Annotated in this window: 16 protein-coding genes and 1 pseudogene; all 17 read left to right on the top strand. The window is 54.5% G+C overall.

The window, feature by feature from the left end:
• Positions 1–208 precede the first annotated feature (208 nt).
• The 17 genes and pseudogenes from F6R98_RS02580 to F6R98_RS02500 all read left to right on the top strand — a co-directional run bounded on the left by F6R98_RS02580 (position 209) and on the right by F6R98_RS02500 (position 16,782).
• Positions 209–3,493, top strand: coding sequence for a methyl-accepting chemotaxis protein (locus F6R98_RS02580; protein WP_228125054.1), 3,285 nt, complete (start codon positions 209–211; stop codon positions 3,491–3,493).
• A 127-nt stretch (positions 3,494–3,620) separates the two neighbouring features.
• Positions 3,621–4,193: a chemotaxis protein CheW gene (locus F6R98_RS02575; protein WP_153247628.1), complete on the top strand. Its 573-nt coding sequence runs from the start codon at positions 3,621–3,623 to the stop codon at positions 4,191–4,193.
• A 131-nt stretch (positions 4,194–4,324) separates the two neighbouring features.
• A complete protein-coding gene (locus F6R98_RS02570) occupies positions 4,325–5,110 on the top strand; it encodes a transporter substrate-binding domain-containing protein (protein WP_153247627.1) in 786 nt (261 codons plus the stop codon).
• 2 nt (positions 5,111–5,112) lie between these two features.
• On the top strand, positions 5,113–5,913 hold the full coding sequence (locus F6R98_RS02565; protein ID WP_153247626.1) for an amino acid ABC transporter permease: 801 nt from the start codon (positions 5,113–5,115) through the stop codon (positions 5,911–5,913).
• Complete coding sequence (locus F6R98_RS02560; RefSeq protein WP_153247625.1) at positions 5,903–6,634, top strand: amino acid ABC transporter ATP-binding protein; 732 nt, start codon at positions 5,903–5,905, stop codon at positions 6,632–6,634. Before F6R98_RS02565 ends, F6R98_RS02560 begins: the two co-directional genes overlap by 11 nt.
• A gap of 434 nt (positions 6,635–7,068) precedes the next feature.
• Positions 7,069–8,217, top strand: a complete 1,149-nt coding sequence (locus tag F6R98_RS02555) for a GGDEF domain-containing protein (protein WP_228125216.1) — start codon at positions 7,069–7,071, stop codon at positions 8,215–8,217.
• Positions 8,218–8,696: 479 nt separating this feature from the next.
• Positions 8,697–9,314 (top strand): cytochrome c biogenesis heme-transporting ATPase CcmA, encoded by a 618-nt coding sequence (gene ccmA / locus F6R98_RS02550; RefSeq protein WP_153247623.1) that lies wholly within the window; start codon positions 8,697–8,699, stop codon positions 9,312–9,314.
• Complete coding sequence (ccmB, locus tag F6R98_RS02545; RefSeq protein ID WP_153247622.1) at positions 9,311–9,988, top strand: heme exporter protein CcmB; 678 nt, start codon at positions 9,311–9,313, stop codon at positions 9,986–9,988. Before ccmA ends, ccmB begins: the two co-directional genes overlap by 4 nt.
• A gap of 14 nt (positions 9,989–10,002) precedes the next feature.
• The gene (locus tag F6R98_RS02540; RefSeq protein WP_153247621.1) at positions 10,003–10,734 is read left to right on the top strand and encodes a heme ABC transporter permease; all 732 of its coding nucleotides are present in this window, start codon (positions 10,003–10,005) and stop codon (positions 10,732–10,734) included.
• Positions 10,731–10,898, top strand: coding sequence for a heme exporter protein CcmD (gene ccmD, locus F6R98_RS02535; protein WP_153247620.1), 168 nt, complete (start codon positions 10,731–10,733; stop codon positions 10,896–10,898). The genes F6R98_RS02540 and ccmD overlap by 4 nt, the downstream gene beginning before the upstream one ends.
• The gene (gene ccmE / locus F6R98_RS02530) at positions 10,895–11,347 is read left to right on the top strand and encodes a cytochrome c maturation protein CcmE (protein ID WP_153247619.1); all 453 of its coding nucleotides are present in this window, start codon (positions 10,895–10,897) and stop codon (positions 11,345–11,347) included. The genes ccmD and ccmE overlap by 4 nt, the downstream gene beginning before the upstream one ends.
• The gene (locus F6R98_RS02525; RefSeq protein WP_153247618.1) at positions 11,344–13,287 is read left to right on the top strand and encodes a heme lyase CcmF/NrfE family subunit; all 1,944 of its coding nucleotides are present in this window, start codon (positions 11,344–11,346) and stop codon (positions 13,285–13,287) included. The genes ccmE and F6R98_RS02525 overlap by 4 nt, the downstream gene beginning before the upstream one ends.
• 296 nt (positions 13,288–13,583) lie before the next feature.
• Positions 13,584–13,829, top strand: coding sequence for a hypothetical protein (locus tag F6R98_RS22675; protein ID WP_153247617.1), 246 nt, complete (start codon positions 13,584–13,586; stop codon positions 13,827–13,829).
• Positions 13,830–14,193: 364 nt separating this feature from the next.
• Positions 14,194–15,225, top strand: coding sequence for a hypothetical protein (locus F6R98_RS02515; RefSeq protein WP_153247616.1), 1,032 nt, complete (start codon positions 14,194–14,196; stop codon positions 15,223–15,225).
• A gap of 145 nt (positions 15,226–15,370) precedes the next feature.
• Positions 15,371–15,774: pseudogene (locus F6R98_RS02510) on the top strand (recombinase family protein).
• Positions 15,775–16,252: 478 nt separating this feature from the next.
• Positions 16,253–16,381, top strand: coding sequence for a BrnT family toxin (locus F6R98_RS22380; protein WP_265588125.1), 129 nt, complete (start codon positions 16,253–16,255; stop codon positions 16,379–16,381).
• A gap of 65 nt (positions 16,382–16,446) precedes the next feature.
• The gene (locus F6R98_RS02500) at positions 16,447–16,782 is read left to right on the top strand and encodes a BrnA antitoxin family protein (RefSeq protein WP_153247615.1); all 336 of its coding nucleotides are present in this window, start codon (positions 16,447–16,449) and stop codon (positions 16,780–16,782) included.
• Positions 16,783–16,915 lie beyond the last annotated feature (133 nt).

Genomic DNA, 16,915 nt, shown 5'->3' with positions numbered 1-16,915 from the left:
CTAGCCCTCCCAGCCTCCCACCGCTTATCGCATTACCCGGCGCCAACCTGCGCCGATTGAAGGAGCGCGAATCCTTGTCGGCAATGCGGTCTTTGCAGCAGGGCGGTCGAAAGACCTCACGGCAGGGACTGGAAACTTACCACACGCATGCAAAGACTGCGGCTACCTAACTCCGAACACATCCCATCTGCGAATTGAGGAAATTATCATGTTGAATAGTTTGTTTTCCGGCAGACCCAATACCAAAGTACAGGCGCGTATCGATGAAGTAGCGGGCATCCTCGAAAAAATAGCGGCGCGTGATTTTAGCCAGCCCGTAGATATCAACAATTCCGATGCTTTTGTGCCGTTAATGCGGAGCGTTAAGAAAATACAGGATGCAGATACCGAAAGCAGCCGGCAGGTGATGATCATTGAAGCGGCCTTGAGTTCGGTCAGATCCTGTGTGATGGTGGCGGACGAGAATCTTAATATCATCTATGCAAACCCCGCTCTCGTCTCGATGTTCAAAGCTGCCGAAGACGATTTTAGCGAAGCATCCCCCGGCTTTAACGCCAACCGTATTTTAGGCGCCAATGTCGACCAGTTCATTGACAATCCACCTCAACTGCGTCGCATACTGAACGAACTGACCGGCCAGTACAAAACCGAAATCCATATCGGCAAGCTGGTGTTCTCCTTGATGGCAAACCCGGTTTTTTATGCGGATGGGAGGCGGCGTATCGCCACGGTGATCGAATGGACGAATCGTTCGTCCGAAGCAGATTTCAAAGCGCAGATCAATGAAGTTGTCGATGGCGTACTAAATGGACGACTGGCTGTGCGCGCCGATCTGGATAACATTCCGAAAGGGGGGAGTTACCGCCAAACCGCCGAAAGTTTGAACCGGATATTGGACGCGTTGGCAGGACCGTTAAATATGGCAGCCGGTTATGTCGATCGTATTGCCAAAGGCGACATACCGCCGAAAATTACCGGTGACTGCAACGGCGATTTCAATACGCTAAAAAACGGCCTTAATACGTGTATCGACATGATTAATCATCAAGCCGAAGCCGCTCGATGCATTGCAGCAGGAGACCTGTCGGTCAAGATCGCAGCACGCTCAAACAACGACGAGCTGGCCAAAAGCCTGATTCGCATCACCGAGGTCCTGGGCGGTTTGCAAAAAGAATTGCAACGCTTGACAGACGCTTCCGGCAAAGGACTGCTATCCGAACGCGCCAGACCGGACCAATTCGAAGGCGTTTATGCCGCAATTCTTCGCAATACCAATGACATGATGGACGCGATACTGCTGCCGATAGGCGAAGGCAACCGCATTCTCGCGCAAATCTCCAACGGCAACATCGACGAACTGGTCGCCCAGACCTACCAGGGCGACCACGAGAAAATGAAGCAGGCGGTCAACAACATCGCCCTGGTGCTGCAAAAGTTCAAAGCTGAACTGGGCAAGCTCACCGAATTCAGCCGCCAGGGACGGTTGGACAAGCGTGGCGACACAGCGGATTTTACAGGTGCTTACGCTGAAGTGATAAGCGGCATCAACGAAATGCTGGACGCGATACTGCTGCCGATAGGCGAAGGCAACCGTATTCTCGCGCAAATCTCCAACGGCAATATCGACGAACTGATCGCCCAGACCTACCAGGGCGATCACGAGAAAATGAAGCAGGCGGTCAACAACATCGCCCTGGTGCTGCAAAAGTTCAAGGCTGAAGTGGACAAACTCACCGAATTCAGCCGCCAGGGACAGTTGGACAAGCGTGGCGAAACCGCTGGTTTTACAGGTGTTTACGCTGAAGTGATAAGCGGCGTCAACAAAATGTTGGACGCGATTTTGCTGCCGATCGGCGAAGGCAACCGCATTCTCGTGCAAATCTCCAACGGCAACATCGACGAACTGATCGCCCAGACCTACCAGGGCGATCACGAGAAAATGAAGCAGGCGGTCAACAACATCGCCCTGGTGCTGCAAAAATTCAAGGCTGAACTGGGCAAGCTCACCGAATTCAGCCGCCAGGGACAGTTGGACAAGCGTGGCGAAACCACCGTGTTTAAAGGCGCCTACGCTGAAGTGATAAGCGGGATCAACGAAATGCTGGACGCGATTTTGCTGCCGATCGGCGAAGGGAACCGCATACTGTCGAAGATCAGCGAAGGCAATCTGCGTGAAAAAGTCGAGATCACCTGCCACGGTGATCACCAGAAAATGAAGGACGCCGTGAACGGCGTACACGACTGGCTTAAAGAGCTGATTGCCTACGTCACCCGTATTGCCTCGGGCGACCTGACCGCAGAGATGAGCAAGGCCTCGGACGACGATCAAATTCACGAATATCTGGTATTGGTCAAAAACAACATCACTGCGCTGATAAACGATGCCAATATGCTGTCGGTAGCGGCGGTCGAGGGCAGATTATCGACGCGCGCCGATGCAAACAGACATCAAGGCGATTTTCGCAAAATTATCCAGGGGTTCAACGACACCATGGATGCAGTCATCGGACCGGTCAATGAAGTCATGCGAGTGGTGACGGCCATGGAGCAGGGCGATATGACGCTTGGCATCGCCGAGGAATACCAGGGACAATTGCGTCAATTGCGCGATGCGGTCAACAATACTATCAACAGGCTGGCGCAAACCATCGGTCAAGTCATAATCGCCACGGATGCTTTGGGAGGTGCGGCGGTAGAAATCAGCGCGACGGCTCAGTCGATGTCGCAGGGCGCCAGCGAGCAAGCGGCGAGCGTGGAAGAAACCAGTAGCTCGATGGATCAAATGAGCGCATCCATTCTTCAGAACGCGCAGAATGCCAAAGTAACAGACGGCATGGCCAACAAGGCCGCCAAGGAAGCCGGCGAGGGTGGCGAAGCAGTCACCAGGACAGTCGAGGCCATGAAAAGTATCGCCGGGAAAATCCTCATCATCGATGATATCGCCTATCAAACCAACCTGTTGGCGCTCAATGCGGCCATTGAGGCCGCGCGCGCCGGTGAACACGGCAAAGGTTTTGCCGTGGTAGCGGCGGAAGTGCGCAAACTTGCGGAGCGCAGTCAAGTGGCGGCGCAGGAAATCGGCGAATTGGCGCGCAGTAGCGTGGCGATGGCGGAAAAGGCCGGAAACCTACTCAACGAAATTGTGCCTAGCATCGCCAAAACCTCCGAACTGGTGCAGGAAATTGCGTCGGCGTCGGAAGAGCAAACTGCAGGCGCGGAGCAAATCAATAACGCGATGACGCAGCTCAACCAGATCACTCAACAAAATTCCGGCGCGTCGGAAGAGTTGGCGGCAACGGCGGAAGAAATGAACGAACAGGCCGAACAACTAAAGGAACTGATGGGTTTCTTTACGGTAAAAAACGTGGCGCAGCAAACCGGGACAGAACGGAATGCAGCCTTGAAATCCGTCAAATCGAAAGCGAAGCCCAAAACCGGGTTTGCTGAAACAGGGAATCCCGCGCTTGATCAAAGAGAATTTGTGCGTTTTTAAGCCGTAACAGCCTGGAAGCGCCGGTCCGATACCTTGGAGATGCGACGCCCGGCCTGCAGGCTTCGGTTTTTTGTTCAGCGCAAACACTGTAAATCCAACGAAAGCTAATGCGTCAGGGAGAATAAACATGAACGCTCAGCACCAGACCGTCAGGAGCGGTAATATTGAGCCATACAATGAAGCGCTACGCACTGCTGCCGGTAGTAGTGGCCAGGAGCAGGAGCTGCAGTACCTGACTTTCATGCTGGGAGACGAGTCTTTTGCTATCGGCATCCTGCACATCAAGGAAATCATTGAGTACGGACAGTTGACCAGAGTGCCGCGTATGCCGGAGTTTGTTCGCGGTGTAATTAACCTGCGCGGCGCGGTGGTGCCGGTAATCGACCTGAAAGTGTACCTTGGCAAGTCTGCGAGCCAGATAACGCGACGCAGTTGTATTGTCATCGTTGAGATCGGTCACGAAGACGAAAAGCATGATACGGGCGTGCTGGTGGACGCGGTAAGCGCGGTGCTGGAGATACCTGCAAGCGATATAGAGCCGGCGCCGGCTTTGGGTGCACATATACGCTCCGACTATATCGCCGGTATGGGCAAGGTGAACGGAAAATTTGTGATACTGCTTAATATAGGAGTCGTATTGTCGTTGGACGACAGGGCTAATCTGGCGGGCATGGGAGATCTGGCCGATGCACGGGCTTGAACAGCAACGAGATTGAAAACCGCGAAAGACTCTTCGTCTGAGCGCAATCCGCGCATCGCCGCACGATAAAGCCCATGGAGCAGCCGTGTTTTGGTACCATCTACTCCTCGTTTTATTCCGTGGAGACAACCATGCACGCACTGCTGATTTCATGCGCGACACTGTTTTTTGCCTGCTCGATTTCGGCCGGTGCCGCAACGCACGCCGACACCCTGGTTGTCGGCATGGATTTATCCTACCCTCCTTTCGAAATGACGGATAAAGCCGGCGAACCCAGCGGTTTGAGCGTTGAACTGGCGCAGGAACTGGGTAAAGCGTTAAACAAACCCATCGCGATACAAAATATGGCTTTTGACGGACTGATTCCGGCGCTGAAAACCGGCAAGATCGATCTGATCCTGTCTTCAATGACGGCTACTGCCGAGCGCGCCAGATCCATCGACTTTTCCGAGCCGTATTTTAAAAGCGGTTTGTCGCTGCTGGTCAACAAATCGTCGCCAGTCGCATCGGTTGCCGATCTCGATAACCCTCAGCGCACCATAGCGGTGAAAAGAGGCACTACCGGGCATATTTACGTGGCTCAGCACCTGAAAAAGGCGCATCTATTACTACTGGACAAGGAATCCTCCGCAGTAATGGAAGTGGTCCAGGCTAAAGCCGACGCGACGATTTACGACCAGATTTTCGTGGTGCAGAACTGGCAGCGCAACCCGGACACCACCCGCGTCCTGCTTGATCCGATAGACGCTGGAGAATGGGCTATCGGTATTCGTAAAGGCAACGATGCGCTCAAGGTACAGGTGAATGCGTTTCTGGCAACTTTCCGCGCCAACGGCGGATTTTCGCGTCTGGCAGATGCCTATCTGCAAGAGCAGAAAGCCGGATTCGAGAAGCTGGGCGTCCCATTTCCGTTATAACCATGCCCAAATTTTTAGCGCATCTGTTTTTTGCGCCGCGTGACCGGAGCGCGGAGCATATTCCACTGGCGGCAGGCATCTGCGGATTTTTATCGGCTTTTCTGCTGATTGCGCTATTGCTCTATCTGGCCTTCGACCGCCTCCAATACGGCTGGAACTGGGGAGCAGTCTACGAATATCGCCAGAAGTTTATCCAGGGCTGGCTGGTCACTGTGGCGGTTTCCGCCGCATCTCTGCTGTTAAGTCTGCTGATCGGCATGCTGTGCGCGCTGATACAGCGCTCGCGCTTTCTGCCGCTTAGGTATCTGGGAAAACTATATATCGAGCTGATACGCGGCACGCCGTTGCTGGTGCAAATACTGGTGTTTTTTTATGTGGTTGCGGATGCGGTCGGCATTGAAAACCGCTATATGGTCGGGATACTGACCATGGCCTTGTTCTCCGGGGCTTATATTGCGGAAATCGTCCGCGCAGGGATAGAAAGCCTGGGCGAATCGCAACTGGAATCGGCGCGAGCCATCGGCCTGACCAAAGCGCAAACCTATCGTTATGTGGTTTTGCCTCAGGTAATACGCCGTATCCTGCCGCCATTGGCCGGGCAGTTCGGCGCATTAATCAAGGATTCTTCCCTGTTGTCCATCATTGCCGTCAGCGAACTGACTTTGAACGCGCAGGAGGTAAATGCTTTCACCTACAGCGCATTGGAAAGCTATCTGCCATTGGCGGCGGGCTATATGCTGCTGACCTTGCCGATATCGCTGTTCAGCCGCTACCTGGAAAAAAAATACCGCTATGCGAGTTAAGCTGAACGGTTTGCAAAAAAGCTTCAGCGACAATGTCGTGCTGAAGCCGGCCTCCCTGGAGTTGCCGGACTTTCATGCCCTGGTGCTGATTGGCCCTTCCGGAGGAGGCAAAACGACCTTATTACGGATACTCGCCGGCCTGGAAACCCCGGACCGGGGCATGCTGGAAATCGACGGGCAAGCGATGAGTTTCGATGAACGGAACCTGCTGCATCACCGGCGTAGCGTCGGCACCGTCTTTCAGTCCTACAATCTGTTCCCTCACCTGTCGGCGTTGGAAAACATCGTTCTGCCGCTGGAAAAAGCGCATGGTTACAACCATGCCGATGCTGCTGAGCTGGCCATGAGTCTGCTGGAACGTTTTCGCCTTGCGGAGCATGCGCATAAAAAACCGGCGCAGATGTCCGGCGGACAGCAACAGCGCGTCGCCATCGCCAGAGCAGTCGCGATCAAACCGCGGTTTTTGCTGTTTGACGAGCCGACTTCAGCCCTGGACCCGGAAATGACCGGCGAGGTGCTCGATCTTATCGAAGAATTAAGATCGGAAGGACGCGACCTGATTCTGGTCACCCATCAAATGGGTTTCGCGCGCCGGGTGGCGGATCAAGCCGTGTTTCTGTCTGACGGATGCATAGTCGAGACAGGTCCGACATCCCGGTTATTCGACCAACCGGACAGCGCGGACCTTAAACAATTTTTGCAGAGAGTGTTTCAGTATTAGCTTCTGTCGGCGTTATCAGTAAAACTGAAACAGCTATAGCAAGGAGTTATGGCCGATCAGAAAAGAAAACATGGTCATACCGGCAGAGCCTGAGACCTCTTCGCGATTAAAAGACGAATGCCCAGAACAAGTGAAACCACTCGGCGATCGGTTGAAGCATAGCCGATGAGCTGTGATGCCCTCTCGCCTCCCATTGTCCTGAACGGAGCCGAAGAAGTCGCCCGTAGCCATTGTTAACTGCTCTGCCTCAATCGTGATACTGTATAGTTAAGAATCGTTTACAATACTATCCGGATGTTGTTATCCGGTTTGGGGTATATCCCAGACAGAACGCATCACTATCCGCTTACAGCCTTCCCCCGTCAACATCCGCGCCGCGAGTCAGTTCCCCCAAACTACAGATGATACCTTTTGATATCCGCACCGTGGCATTTATGTTGGGCCTGCTCAGTTGCTTGCTGGCGGGCATGCTGTTGCTGACTGGATGGCATCTCAAATCGATCCGGGGCATCAGGGAATACGCCCTGGGAGATTTGTGTATTGGTTTGACTTTTTGCGTGGGGGGCTATTACTCTCCGCTGGCCGCAGACGATGAGTGCATGGTGCTCGAAGCAATGGTCCTGACTTTTGGGCAATCATTGCGCATAAACGGCATACGCGCGTTCAATGGCGAAAAACCCAACCTTTTATTACCATTTGTCATCATGATACTGGTAGGAATCAATACTTATTGGTGGGTAGTGGTTCATACCGATGCAAGCTTGCGGGCGATGACCAACTCGGTGTTTTTTTGCCTGATCAATCTGTTGTGCATCCGGGCGTTGTCGATTCGGACAGAAACACTGGTACGCATGGCGTATCGGCTGACCGGCGGCGCCTATGCGTTTCTGGTATTGCTTATCGCGCTAAGGGCGATAGCCACTCTGCGCACCGATTCGCCGGCAGATCATTATTATGTCAATCATGGTTTTCTACTATTGGCCAGCGTTGCGCAATTCTGCGCCGCTTTTGGTTTCATGCTCATGCTTAACTACCGTCTGGCCGCCGCTCTGGAACATGCGGCATCATGCGACAGTCTTACCGGCGCCCTTAACCGCCGCAGTCTTGCGCTCATCGCCGACCGATTATGTCTGCAGCTGACCAAACTACAGCAGCCGCTGGCATTGATAATGCTTGATGTCGATCATTTCAAATCCATCAATGACCGCTTTGGTCACCCGCAAGGCGACGATGTGCTGCGGCGCTTGGCAGAGCTTGCCCGCGCATCGATACGCAACACGGATTATCTGGGCCGCTATGGCGGCGAGGAATTTTGTGTGTTGTTGCCTAACGCAACGGAAAGCGAAGCGCTGCAGATTGCCGAACGCATGCGCAACAGTATCGCCAATACGCCGCTGCCAACAGAAACCGGCGATACGATCACCTGCACCATCAGCATCGGTATCTGCGATTCCGAGCATTTCGGACTGGACTTCGAAACCATGGTGAATCAGGCCGACAAAGCGCTTTATTACGCAAAACAGAATGGGCGCAACAGAGCCTTGACGGTAGCGCAGTTAAATGAAGTTGCCGTTGCGGCTTGAGAGCCATTGCCGCAAGGCCTATCAGAATCTAATGTAAACATTGGCCCTTAAAAAACTGAAGACGCAAAAAAGTGCCCCATCAACTGAATTTCCGATATGAATGAAGTATCCACAAGCCATGTCGGACAACAAAATCAGACTATGCTCATGGCGATACGCCGAGTTCCCCGTCTGAACTAATGGTATCAGCAAGAAGATTCGTAACCTTGGGCAAGCAGTAGCGCCGTATTTCGTGCATTACAAGTTTGTGCGCATCCATTCAACTCAGCGCTTCACCCCGGCAATGGAAGTCGGTATTGGCAATCACGTATGGATCATGGACAGGATGGCAGCCTTGTCCTGGACGGTTCCGACGAAGCGTGACCCGTACCAAAAGCAAAATTCGAACTGATACACTATCATTCATTTATCGCGTCAACGCAGTCATGCTACTCATGTTCCGGTATAATCATCTGATTTAGTCCTGATATTGAGGTGAGATGGGGATACTGACGGCCCGGAATCTCGAATGCGTACGCAGTGAAAGAGAGCTTTTCTCGCAGGTGGGATTTACGCTCTCTCCGGGATGTTTACTGCAGGTGGAAGGCGCCAACGGCAGTGGCAAAACCAGTTTGCTGCGCATCGTGGCTGGCCTGAGCCGTCCAGCGGAGGGCGAGGTGCTTTGGCGCGGACGCTCTATTGCCGAGCATACGACCGATTATCAGGCCGAAATGGCGTATCTGGGGCATGCACTGGGCGTCAAGGCCGATTTGACCGCGCTGGAAAACCTGTTGTGGTTCTTACCCCTGACCGGTATCCGGCTAAGCGAAACGGTAGCGTTGACGCTGCTGGCGCACGTCGGCCTGGATGGATGCGAGGGCATTCCGGCGCGCAAACTCTCGGCAGGACAGAATCAGCGCATCGCGCTGGCGCGCATAGTGGCGCGCTCGGCGGCCTTGTGGATACTGGACGAGCCGTTCACCGCGCTGGATATAGGCGGAGTGGCCCTGCTCGGCGGTCTGCTGGATGCGCACCTTGAGACCGGCGGCATGGCGATTGTCACTTCGCATCAGCCGCTGGTGGTATCCTGCGTGATAGAAAAGCTGGTGCTGTCTTGAACGGTTTGGTTTTCGCATTGTGGACGCTGGTGCGGCGCGATTTGCTGCTGGCGTTTCGTCATCGCGGCGAGCTGGCGAATCCGCTGCTGTTTTTTTTGATGATCGTCAGCCTGTACCCGCTGGGCGTGAGTCCCGAGGTCGATTTGCTGCGGCGCATCGCCCCGGGCGTGATCTGGATCGCCGCGTTATTGGCTGCGCTGTTTTCGCTGGAAAACCTGTTTCGCAGCGACTATGAAGACGGCACGCTGGAGCAGATGCTGCTGGGCGTATATCCGGTTCCGTTGCTGGTGATCGCAAAAATACTGACGCATTGGCTGGTCAGCGCTTTGCCGATGCTGCTGCTCGCGCCGTTGCTGGGCGTGCTGCTGTCGATGCCGCCCGCTGCCATTGCCGCGATGGAACTGACCTTGCTGCTCGGCACGCCGGTGCTCAGCTTTGTAGGGGCGTTCGGCGTGGCGCTGACGCTGGGCTTGCGCCGCGGCGGTATTTTGTTGACATTGCTGGTCATGCCGCTTTACATTCCGGTGCTTATCTTTGCCACCAATGCGATTACCGCGGCTTCGGCAGGTCTTCCAATTGAAGGACAAATTTATTTTCTGGCGGCAATGGCTTTGCTGGCGTTGACCCTGACGCCGCTGGCAATCGCCGCCGCGCTTAGAATCAGTGTAAGTTGACCCTGTTTACCTTTATGTGGCGTTTTTTTCATAAGCTGGCATCTCCCCCTTATTTTTATTCGTTGAGCGGAAAGTTTATTCCCTGGCTGGGCGCGCTCGCCGCGCTGATGCTGCTGACCGGGCTATATTTAGGCCTGGTGGTCGCGCCGCCCGATTATCAACAGGGCCAAAGCTACCGCATCATGTTCGTGCATGTGCCGGCGGCGTGGATGTCGCTGGCCCTTTATACCTTCATGGCGGCGGTCAGCGCGATCCACCTGATCTGGAACATCAAGCTCGCCGATGTGATGGTGCGCAGCTCGGCGGCTCTGGGCGCGTCGTTTACCTTCATCGCGCTGGCGACCGGTTCGCTGTGGGGTAAGCCGATGTGGGGAACCTGGTGGGTGTGGGACGCGCGGCTGACTTCCGAGCTGATACTGCTGTTTTTGTATCTGGGCTATATCGCGCTGGTATCGTCGATCGAAGACCGGCGCGTAGCTGCGCGCGCAGGCGGCCTGCTGCTGCTGGTCGGCGTGGTGAACATCCCGATCATCCATTATTCGGTGGAATGGTGGAACACCCTGCATCAGGGACCGACGGTGACGCGCTTCGATAAACCGGCGATACATCTCAGTATGCTGACGCCGTTGCTGGTGATGATGCTGGCTTTCAAGCTGTTTGCCGCCACGGTGATTTTGATCAATGCCCGCGCCGAAGTACTGGAGCGCGAGCGCCGCAGCGCGTGGGTGAAGGAGCTGGAGCTATGACATTGGAACAATTTTTCGATATGGGCGGCTACGCCCGCTACGTCTGGCCGAGCTACGGTCTGGCCTTGCTGGTGCTCGGCTGGAATCTGCTCGCCGCATTACAGAAAATCTCGCAAATAAAAGCGCAGACGCGCCGCCATCTTGCCCGTGGGCCGCAACGATGACGCCGCGCCGCCGCCGCATGCTGTGGATCGGGCTGCTGTTGCTGGGCATCGGTCTGGCGGCGTTTCTTGGATTGCGCGCGTTTCAGAAAAATCTGCTGTATTTCTATACGCCGAGCCAGATCGTTTCCGGCGAAGCGCCGCATGGCTATTCGTTCCGAGTCGGCGGCCTGGTTGTAAAAGGCAGCGTCAAGCGCGGCGACGGCGTCAAGGTCGCCTTCGATCTGACCGACGGTCCGGCAACGGTCGGCGTCAGCTACGAAGGCATACTGCCGGACTTGTTCCGCGAAGGTCAGGGCATCATCGCCATCGGGCAACTCGACAACAACGGCGTGTTTGTCGCCGGCGAAGTGCTGGCCAAGCACGATGAGAATTACATGCCTCCCGAAGTCGGCGAAGCGTTAAAAAAGAACGGGCGGATTGAACCGAACTACAAGGACTACCGCAAATGATACCTGAGCTGGGACAACTGGCGTTGACGCTGGCGCTATTGACGGCGCTGCTGCAGGCAGCGCTGCCGCTGGTCGGCGCGCATCAGAGGCGGAAGCTATGGATGGCGGCGGCGCGGCCTGCCGCGCAGGCGCAGAGCTTTTTCCTGCTGATCGCGATGCTCGCTCTGGCGCTATGCTTCATCAATAACGATTTTTCCGTGGAATACGTCGCGCGCGGCTCCAATACCGCATTGCCGCTGTATTACCGCATTGCCGCGGTCTGGGGCGCGCACGAAGGTTCGATGCTGCTCTGGGTGTTCATCCTCGGGCTGTGGACGCTGGCGGTCAGCGTGCGCAGCCGCAGTCTCAACGATGCGATGCTCGCGCGCGTGCTGGGCATCATGGGACTGATCAGCGTCGGCATGCTCACCTTTATCCTGTTTACCTCCAATCCGTTTACGCGCCTGGTTCCCGCGCCGGTGGACGGCAACGACCTGAATCCGCTGCTGCAGGATTTCGGCATGACCATACACCCGCCGATGCTTTACATGGGTTACGTCGGCCTGAGCGTCGCCTTCAGTTTTGCGCTGGCGGCCTTGCTCGGCGGCTCGCTAGACGCCGCCTGGGCGCGCTGGACACGCCCGTGGACATTGGTGGCCTGGGTATTCCTGACGCTGGGAATCACGCTGGGATCGTGGTGGGCTTATTACGAACTCGGTTGGGGCGGCTGGTGGTTCTGGGACCCTGTGGAAAATGCCTCATTCATGCCGTGGCTGGTAGCGACCGCGTTGCTGCATTCGCTGGCAATGACCGAGAAGCGCGGCGCGTTCAAGACCTGGACCGTGCTGTTGGCGCTGTTCGCGTTTTCGCTGAGCCTGCTCGGAACTTTCCTGGTGCGCTCGGGCGTGCTGACTTCGGTGCATGCGTTCGCCTCCGATCCGACTCGCGGTTTGTTTATCCTTATTTTCCTGCTGCTGGTTGTCGGCGGCTCGCTTGGGGTTTATGCGTGGCGCGCGCCGGCAATCCGCGATCATGCTCGTTATGCGCTGTTTTCGCGTGAAAACCTGCTGTTGCTGAACAATATTATGCTGGTGACGGCGGCGGCCAGCATCCTGCTCGGTACGCTGTATCCATTGATGCTGGATGCGCTTGGCATGGGCAAAATATCGGTCGGTTCGCCGTATTTTTCCAGCGTGTTTGCGCCGATCATGGCGCCGATATTTTTGCTGGCCGGGTTGTCGCCGCTGGTCGGCTGGCGCGATGCTTCCGCTGTTGCAGTTTTTCAGCGCTTGCGCTGGCTGTTGGTTGCTTGTTTCATAGCCGGTGTCGGTCTGACCCTGCTATGCTTCGAGCCGAATGATTACGCTACCATGGCGGGTTTATCGACTGCGCTATGGTTAAGCGCAACCTGTCTGTTTTCATTTTATAACCGCGTGCGCGTGCGCAAGTCGCTGCTGGAAGGCTTGCGCGCGCAAAGCCCGAGCATCTACGGTATGACGCTGGCGCATTTCGCCGCTGCGGTGTTTCTGGTCGGCACTGTACTGTCCAGTCATTACAGCGTCGAGAAGAATGTGCGTCTGGCGATAGGCGAAGCGGTCGATCTGGGCGGCTATACTTTCAAATTTCAGGGCGTTAAAGAAGTGGAAGGGCCGAATTACCGGGCGCTGGAAGGCGATTTTCAGGTTTACCATGGCGCATCGCGCGCCGCCGAACTGAACCCGCAAAAACGCGTTTATACGGTGCAGCGCAAACCAATGACCGAAGCCGCCATCGATCCCGGCCTGTTCCGCGATCTTTACGTCGCGCTCGGCGAAAAGCTGGATGAACGGGCTTGGACAGTGCGCGTTTACTACAAGCCGTTTATCCGCTGGATCTGGCTGGGCGGGGTATTGATGGCGATAGCAGGCGTTTTGGCTGCCAGCGACCGGCGTTATCGGTTGACGGCTGAGAGGACAAAGTAAACCTTACCGGGTTTTGCGCGCACGAGTACATTTGGGTGAGCGGTGGAATCGGGACCGGTTCGACCGGAAACCGAGGCAAAGCCAGTCGAGACACGCAGCAACCCCCCCCTAAGAGGCTGTCCGAGCATGTAAACTCAGAAAAAAACGCTACATTGTATAGCGTTATTTTATAAGAGCAAGCACCATACATTGTGGTGAAATTTTCAATTATCGAATTCTCGGACAGCCTTCTAGAAACTCTCTGCGCCCATCCATCGGCGCAGAAGGTCTCGCCTTACTAATAAGAAAATTTTCAGATGACGTTCTTTGTAAATAAAGCAATCCCACTCGCGTTTCTTGTTTCGATTGCAGCGCGGAGGAATGACGGCTTTCATATCCCTCGCTACGATGGCCTGGACCAGCGCATCGCTGTCATGGCCTTTGTCGCCGACAAACGCGCACGCACCCGCTGGCATCAGCGCCGGCAAGGTTTCGGCCTGTCCGATGTCATGGCCAGCCTCCGGTCAGTACGAATTCGAGAGGATTCCCCAAGGCATCCGTAATGGCGTGAATCCTGGTGCTAAAGCCGCCCCTTCGATCGTCCCAAAGCTTCGTCCCCGGCGTTACCGCCCGCAGCGCCACTGGCGCGGGGATGAACTCGATTGATGATGGAGAAGATAAATACGCCTTTAAAATCAGCATGATGAACGCAACCGGCGAACAGCAACTGCCAAACCCCATGCCTGCTCCAGCGGGAAAACGCTTGAACACGGAATTCCGCTTGCCATGCGCTTCCCAGCAAACGCCATTGCGACCCTCACAATAAAGCGGCAGTAGGTGAAACCTGAAATTTGGCGTATATTTCACGCTACAGCATATCAGCATGCCATGCCAAATGTGCTTCATCATTCTTCCGAGGATACGATCATGACAGAATCAAAAGAATTTGCGGAAAACCGCCCGCTTGCATTGAGCAACGAGGAACGGGCTACCTTGAATTTGAGCCCCAAGATCCTGGCAAGAATGAGGCGCATCTCCGAATTCTATGATGAAACATTAAGCCGGGAATACAGGGAAGCGGAGATGAGAGCGGAAAGAGCGGTCTTCGATAAAATCACCAGCGAGTCTGATCATTATATCGAGTCCAACCCTGAGCCTGTTACCGTAACGAGTACGTACCTCCCCCTTGAGCAGCAGGACAAGATGGAAGCCCTGGAGCAGAAAATCTATCATTTCGGACGGCAAATCAGTGCACTGCAGCAGGTTCACGATCAGAAAGAAAGTTCTGCGCAGAAGTTTGCCGACAGACTGGGACGGAACGACGATGCCTTGGCCGGCCATGAACAAGAAATTGCAATTTTGAAACTGGAACTCGAACAGATAAAGAAAGAAAACGATCACTTTAAACTGGAGATCGAAGAAATAAGGGAAATCGTGCGTTCACTGGCGCCGGCTCCACCCGACCCGGGTATAACCCGGATATCCCCGACCGTATCCCACGCCACGGAACCCCGGGAGCAATCCATTGAAACAATGGAAGCTGAACCCGCGGGATACGAAGCGCCTTCACAGGAAGACACAGCCGAAGACGAGGCATTAGCACCCGAAGAACACTCCTTTACGCCGGAAAGCTATTTTCCAGAACCCGAAGAACAGTCGCCGCATTCCGGAGCAATATTATTGAAACTCGAAGATGAGCCCTTGGAGTCCGATTTGCAGGAACAGCCAACTTCAGAGATCACTTTCGATACCTTGTTGCATCATTACAATATAACCCGCCCGGAATTAGTCAGCACACTTCAAAACCGTTTTGAAAGCTGGGACGAAAAAACGCTCAAGGAACTGGCGATGCACATGTATTTAGCCTATAAGGCAGGAAACATTCCTGCCACTCTCGACGAGCTGATCAACACGGCTTATGTAAAACTAAGGTTTTCCGAAAGAAACGGGAGTGAATAGTACACCTTTAATTTATACTCGCTTTACATGAATTTCTTTACTGAACGGTCATACAAATATCTCCTGATTTCTCGTCAACCTCCTATCTTCGGCGCCTTACCCCGCTTTGTCAGCCTGGTTCCTGCTGTTCACACCGAGGCGCGTCATGCTGATAGGCCATGCCCGCATTTCCACCGATGATCAGAATCTTGAACTGCAGCGCGACGCACTTACTCTAGCCGGCTGTTCCAAGCAGTATGAAGATAAGGAAAGCGGCGCCAAAGCCGAAAGCCCAGGTCTGATCACCGCGCTGGAAATGCTGCGTGAAGGCGATACCTTGGTGGTCTTGGCGGCTGGATCGGCTGGGCCGCTCCCTCAAAGACCTGATTGCCAGGTCGATAAGCTGGAAAAGCGCGGGGTGGCGTTAAAAGCCTGTACGAGAACATCGACACCGCCAGCAGCGGCGGCAAACTGGTGTTTCATCTGTTTGGCGCCTTGGCGGAGTTCGAGCGTAACCTGATTCGCGAACATACCCAGGCCGGACTTTTGGCCGCGAGGGCGCGCGGATGAAACGGTGGACGTCCCAAGGCGCTGGATGCCAATACACGGCAACCCGCCATCCGGTTCTATCATGAACGCGGCCTCGCCCGGAAGCGGGATACACCGGCTGAATGATCTCAACCAGCTCGGACCAGGGAACTACCGATCCATCGCGTTCAAAAAAGTCTCGCGCCGCGTGATGCGGGATTTCTGCTGGAGAAGTAGGTCTGGGAGAGTGGTCTGTTTCATCATGCGCCGGACACCATTACAGTGTAATATATTGATTGTTATATCATGATTAAATGTTATCAATAATAAATACATGGAAATAGGCCGCGATTAAATCAGTGTTTTCCTGGGTTTAACAGGATTGTATTTTTGTCTAAAAAACATTCGTTTGTTAGACATTGTAGCTACACGAATTCATTGATATTGCAGTTTAATGTAGCTACAATAAATATATGAAAATCTTTAAAGTAACCAGCGATCCGGCCAAGCGCGAAAAACAGTGAACGAACGCGGTATCCACTTTGCCGATGCTGCTGAAGTTTTTGAAGGTGCTACGCTCCATTTTGAAGATACGCGGCGGGACTACGGCGAAACACGTATCATCACGGTCGGACATTTGCGCGGTTGAATGATGATTGCAGCGTGGACGCAACGCGGCGATTTTCGCCAGATCATAATCTATGAGGAAAGCAAATGAACGAGAACAAGCGCGTTTTGAGAAGCAACTTGGCGAAAGTTGCCGCCCATGTCATCACAGGGGAAGAATACGACGAACCCCCTGAATTGGCCGATGAGTTTTTCGATAAGGCCACATGGTACATGGCTGGGAATGCAGTCTCGCCGGAAGCAGGCAAAGCGGCAGATCGGAAAAAGTTAAAGCGTGGACGGCCAAAAGTCGATACACGCAAGGTGTTGGTATCTGTACGGTATAGCCCGGAAGTGCTGGATTATTTCCGGGCAACGGGTGTAGGCTGGCAGGTAAGGATGGATGCAGCGCTGAAGGAATGGATAGATGCACATCCTGGTTGAGCCACAAAGCGTCTAGCCGCGCAATACTGTGTCAGTCAGTCGGCAGCGTAAGGGTGGCTGATAGTTGTAAATCTTAAATCCGCGACGCGCGCATCCACTCAGCCGCCGCTTCGCGCCCAGCTCAATCATGATA

Source organism: Candidatus Methylospira mobilis, from assembly GCF_009498235.1.
GTDB lineage: Bacteria > Pseudomonadota > Gammaproteobacteria > Methylococcales > Methylococcaceae > Methylospira > Methylospira mobilis.
Note: the sequence above shows the minus strand (reverse complement) of the source record. Positions and strands in the feature narration are given on the sequence as shown.

Coding starts and splice junctions, on each gene's coding strand:
- F6R98_RS02580 (WP_228125054.1), top strand. CDS start 209: ATGTTGAATAGTTTGTTTTCCGGCAGACCCAATACCAAAGTACAGGCG.
- F6R98_RS02575 (WP_153247628.1), top strand. CDS start 3,621: ATGAACGCTCAGCACCAGACCGTCAGGAGCGGTAATATTGAGCCATAC.
- F6R98_RS02570 (WP_153247627.1), top strand. CDS start 4,325: ATGCACGCACTGCTGATTTCATGCGCGACACTGTTTTTTGCCTGCTCG.
- F6R98_RS02565 (WP_153247626.1), top strand. CDS start 5,113: ATGCCCAAATTTTTAGCGCATCTGTTTTTTGCGCCGCGTGACCGGAGC.
- F6R98_RS02560 (WP_153247625.1), top strand. CDS start 5,903: ATGCGAGTTAAGCTGAACGGTTTGCAAAAAAGCTTCAGCGACAATGTC.
- F6R98_RS02555 (WP_228125216.1), top strand. CDS start 7,069: ATGTTGGGCCTGCTCAGTTGCTTGCTGGCGGGCATGCTGTTGCTGACT.
- ccmA (WP_153247623.1), top strand. CDS start 8,697: ATGGGGATACTGACGGCCCGGAATCTCGAATGCGTACGCAGTGAAAGA.
- F6R98_RS02540 (WP_153247621.1), top strand. CDS start 10,003: ATGTGGCGTTTTTTTCATAAGCTGGCATCTCCCCCTTATTTTTATTCG.
- ccmD (WP_153247620.1), top strand. CDS start 10,731: ATGACATTGGAACAATTTTTCGATATGGGCGGCTACGCCCGCTACGTC.
- ccmE (WP_153247619.1), top strand. CDS start 10,895: ATGACGCCGCGCCGCCGCCGCATGCTGTGGATCGGGCTGCTGTTGCTG.
- F6R98_RS02525 (WP_153247618.1), top strand. CDS start 11,344: ATGATACCTGAGCTGGGACAACTGGCGTTGACGCTGGCGCTATTGACG.
- F6R98_RS22675 (WP_153247617.1), top strand. CDS start 13,584: ATGACGTTCTTTGTAAATAAAGCAATCCCACTCGCGTTTCTTGTTTCG.
- F6R98_RS02515 (WP_153247616.1), top strand. CDS start 14,194: ATGACAGAATCAAAAGAATTTGCGGAAAACCGCCCGCTTGCATTGAGC.
- F6R98_RS02500 (WP_153247615.1), top strand. CDS start 16,447: ATGAACGAGAACAAGCGCGTTTTGAGAAGCAACTTGGCGAAAGTTGCC.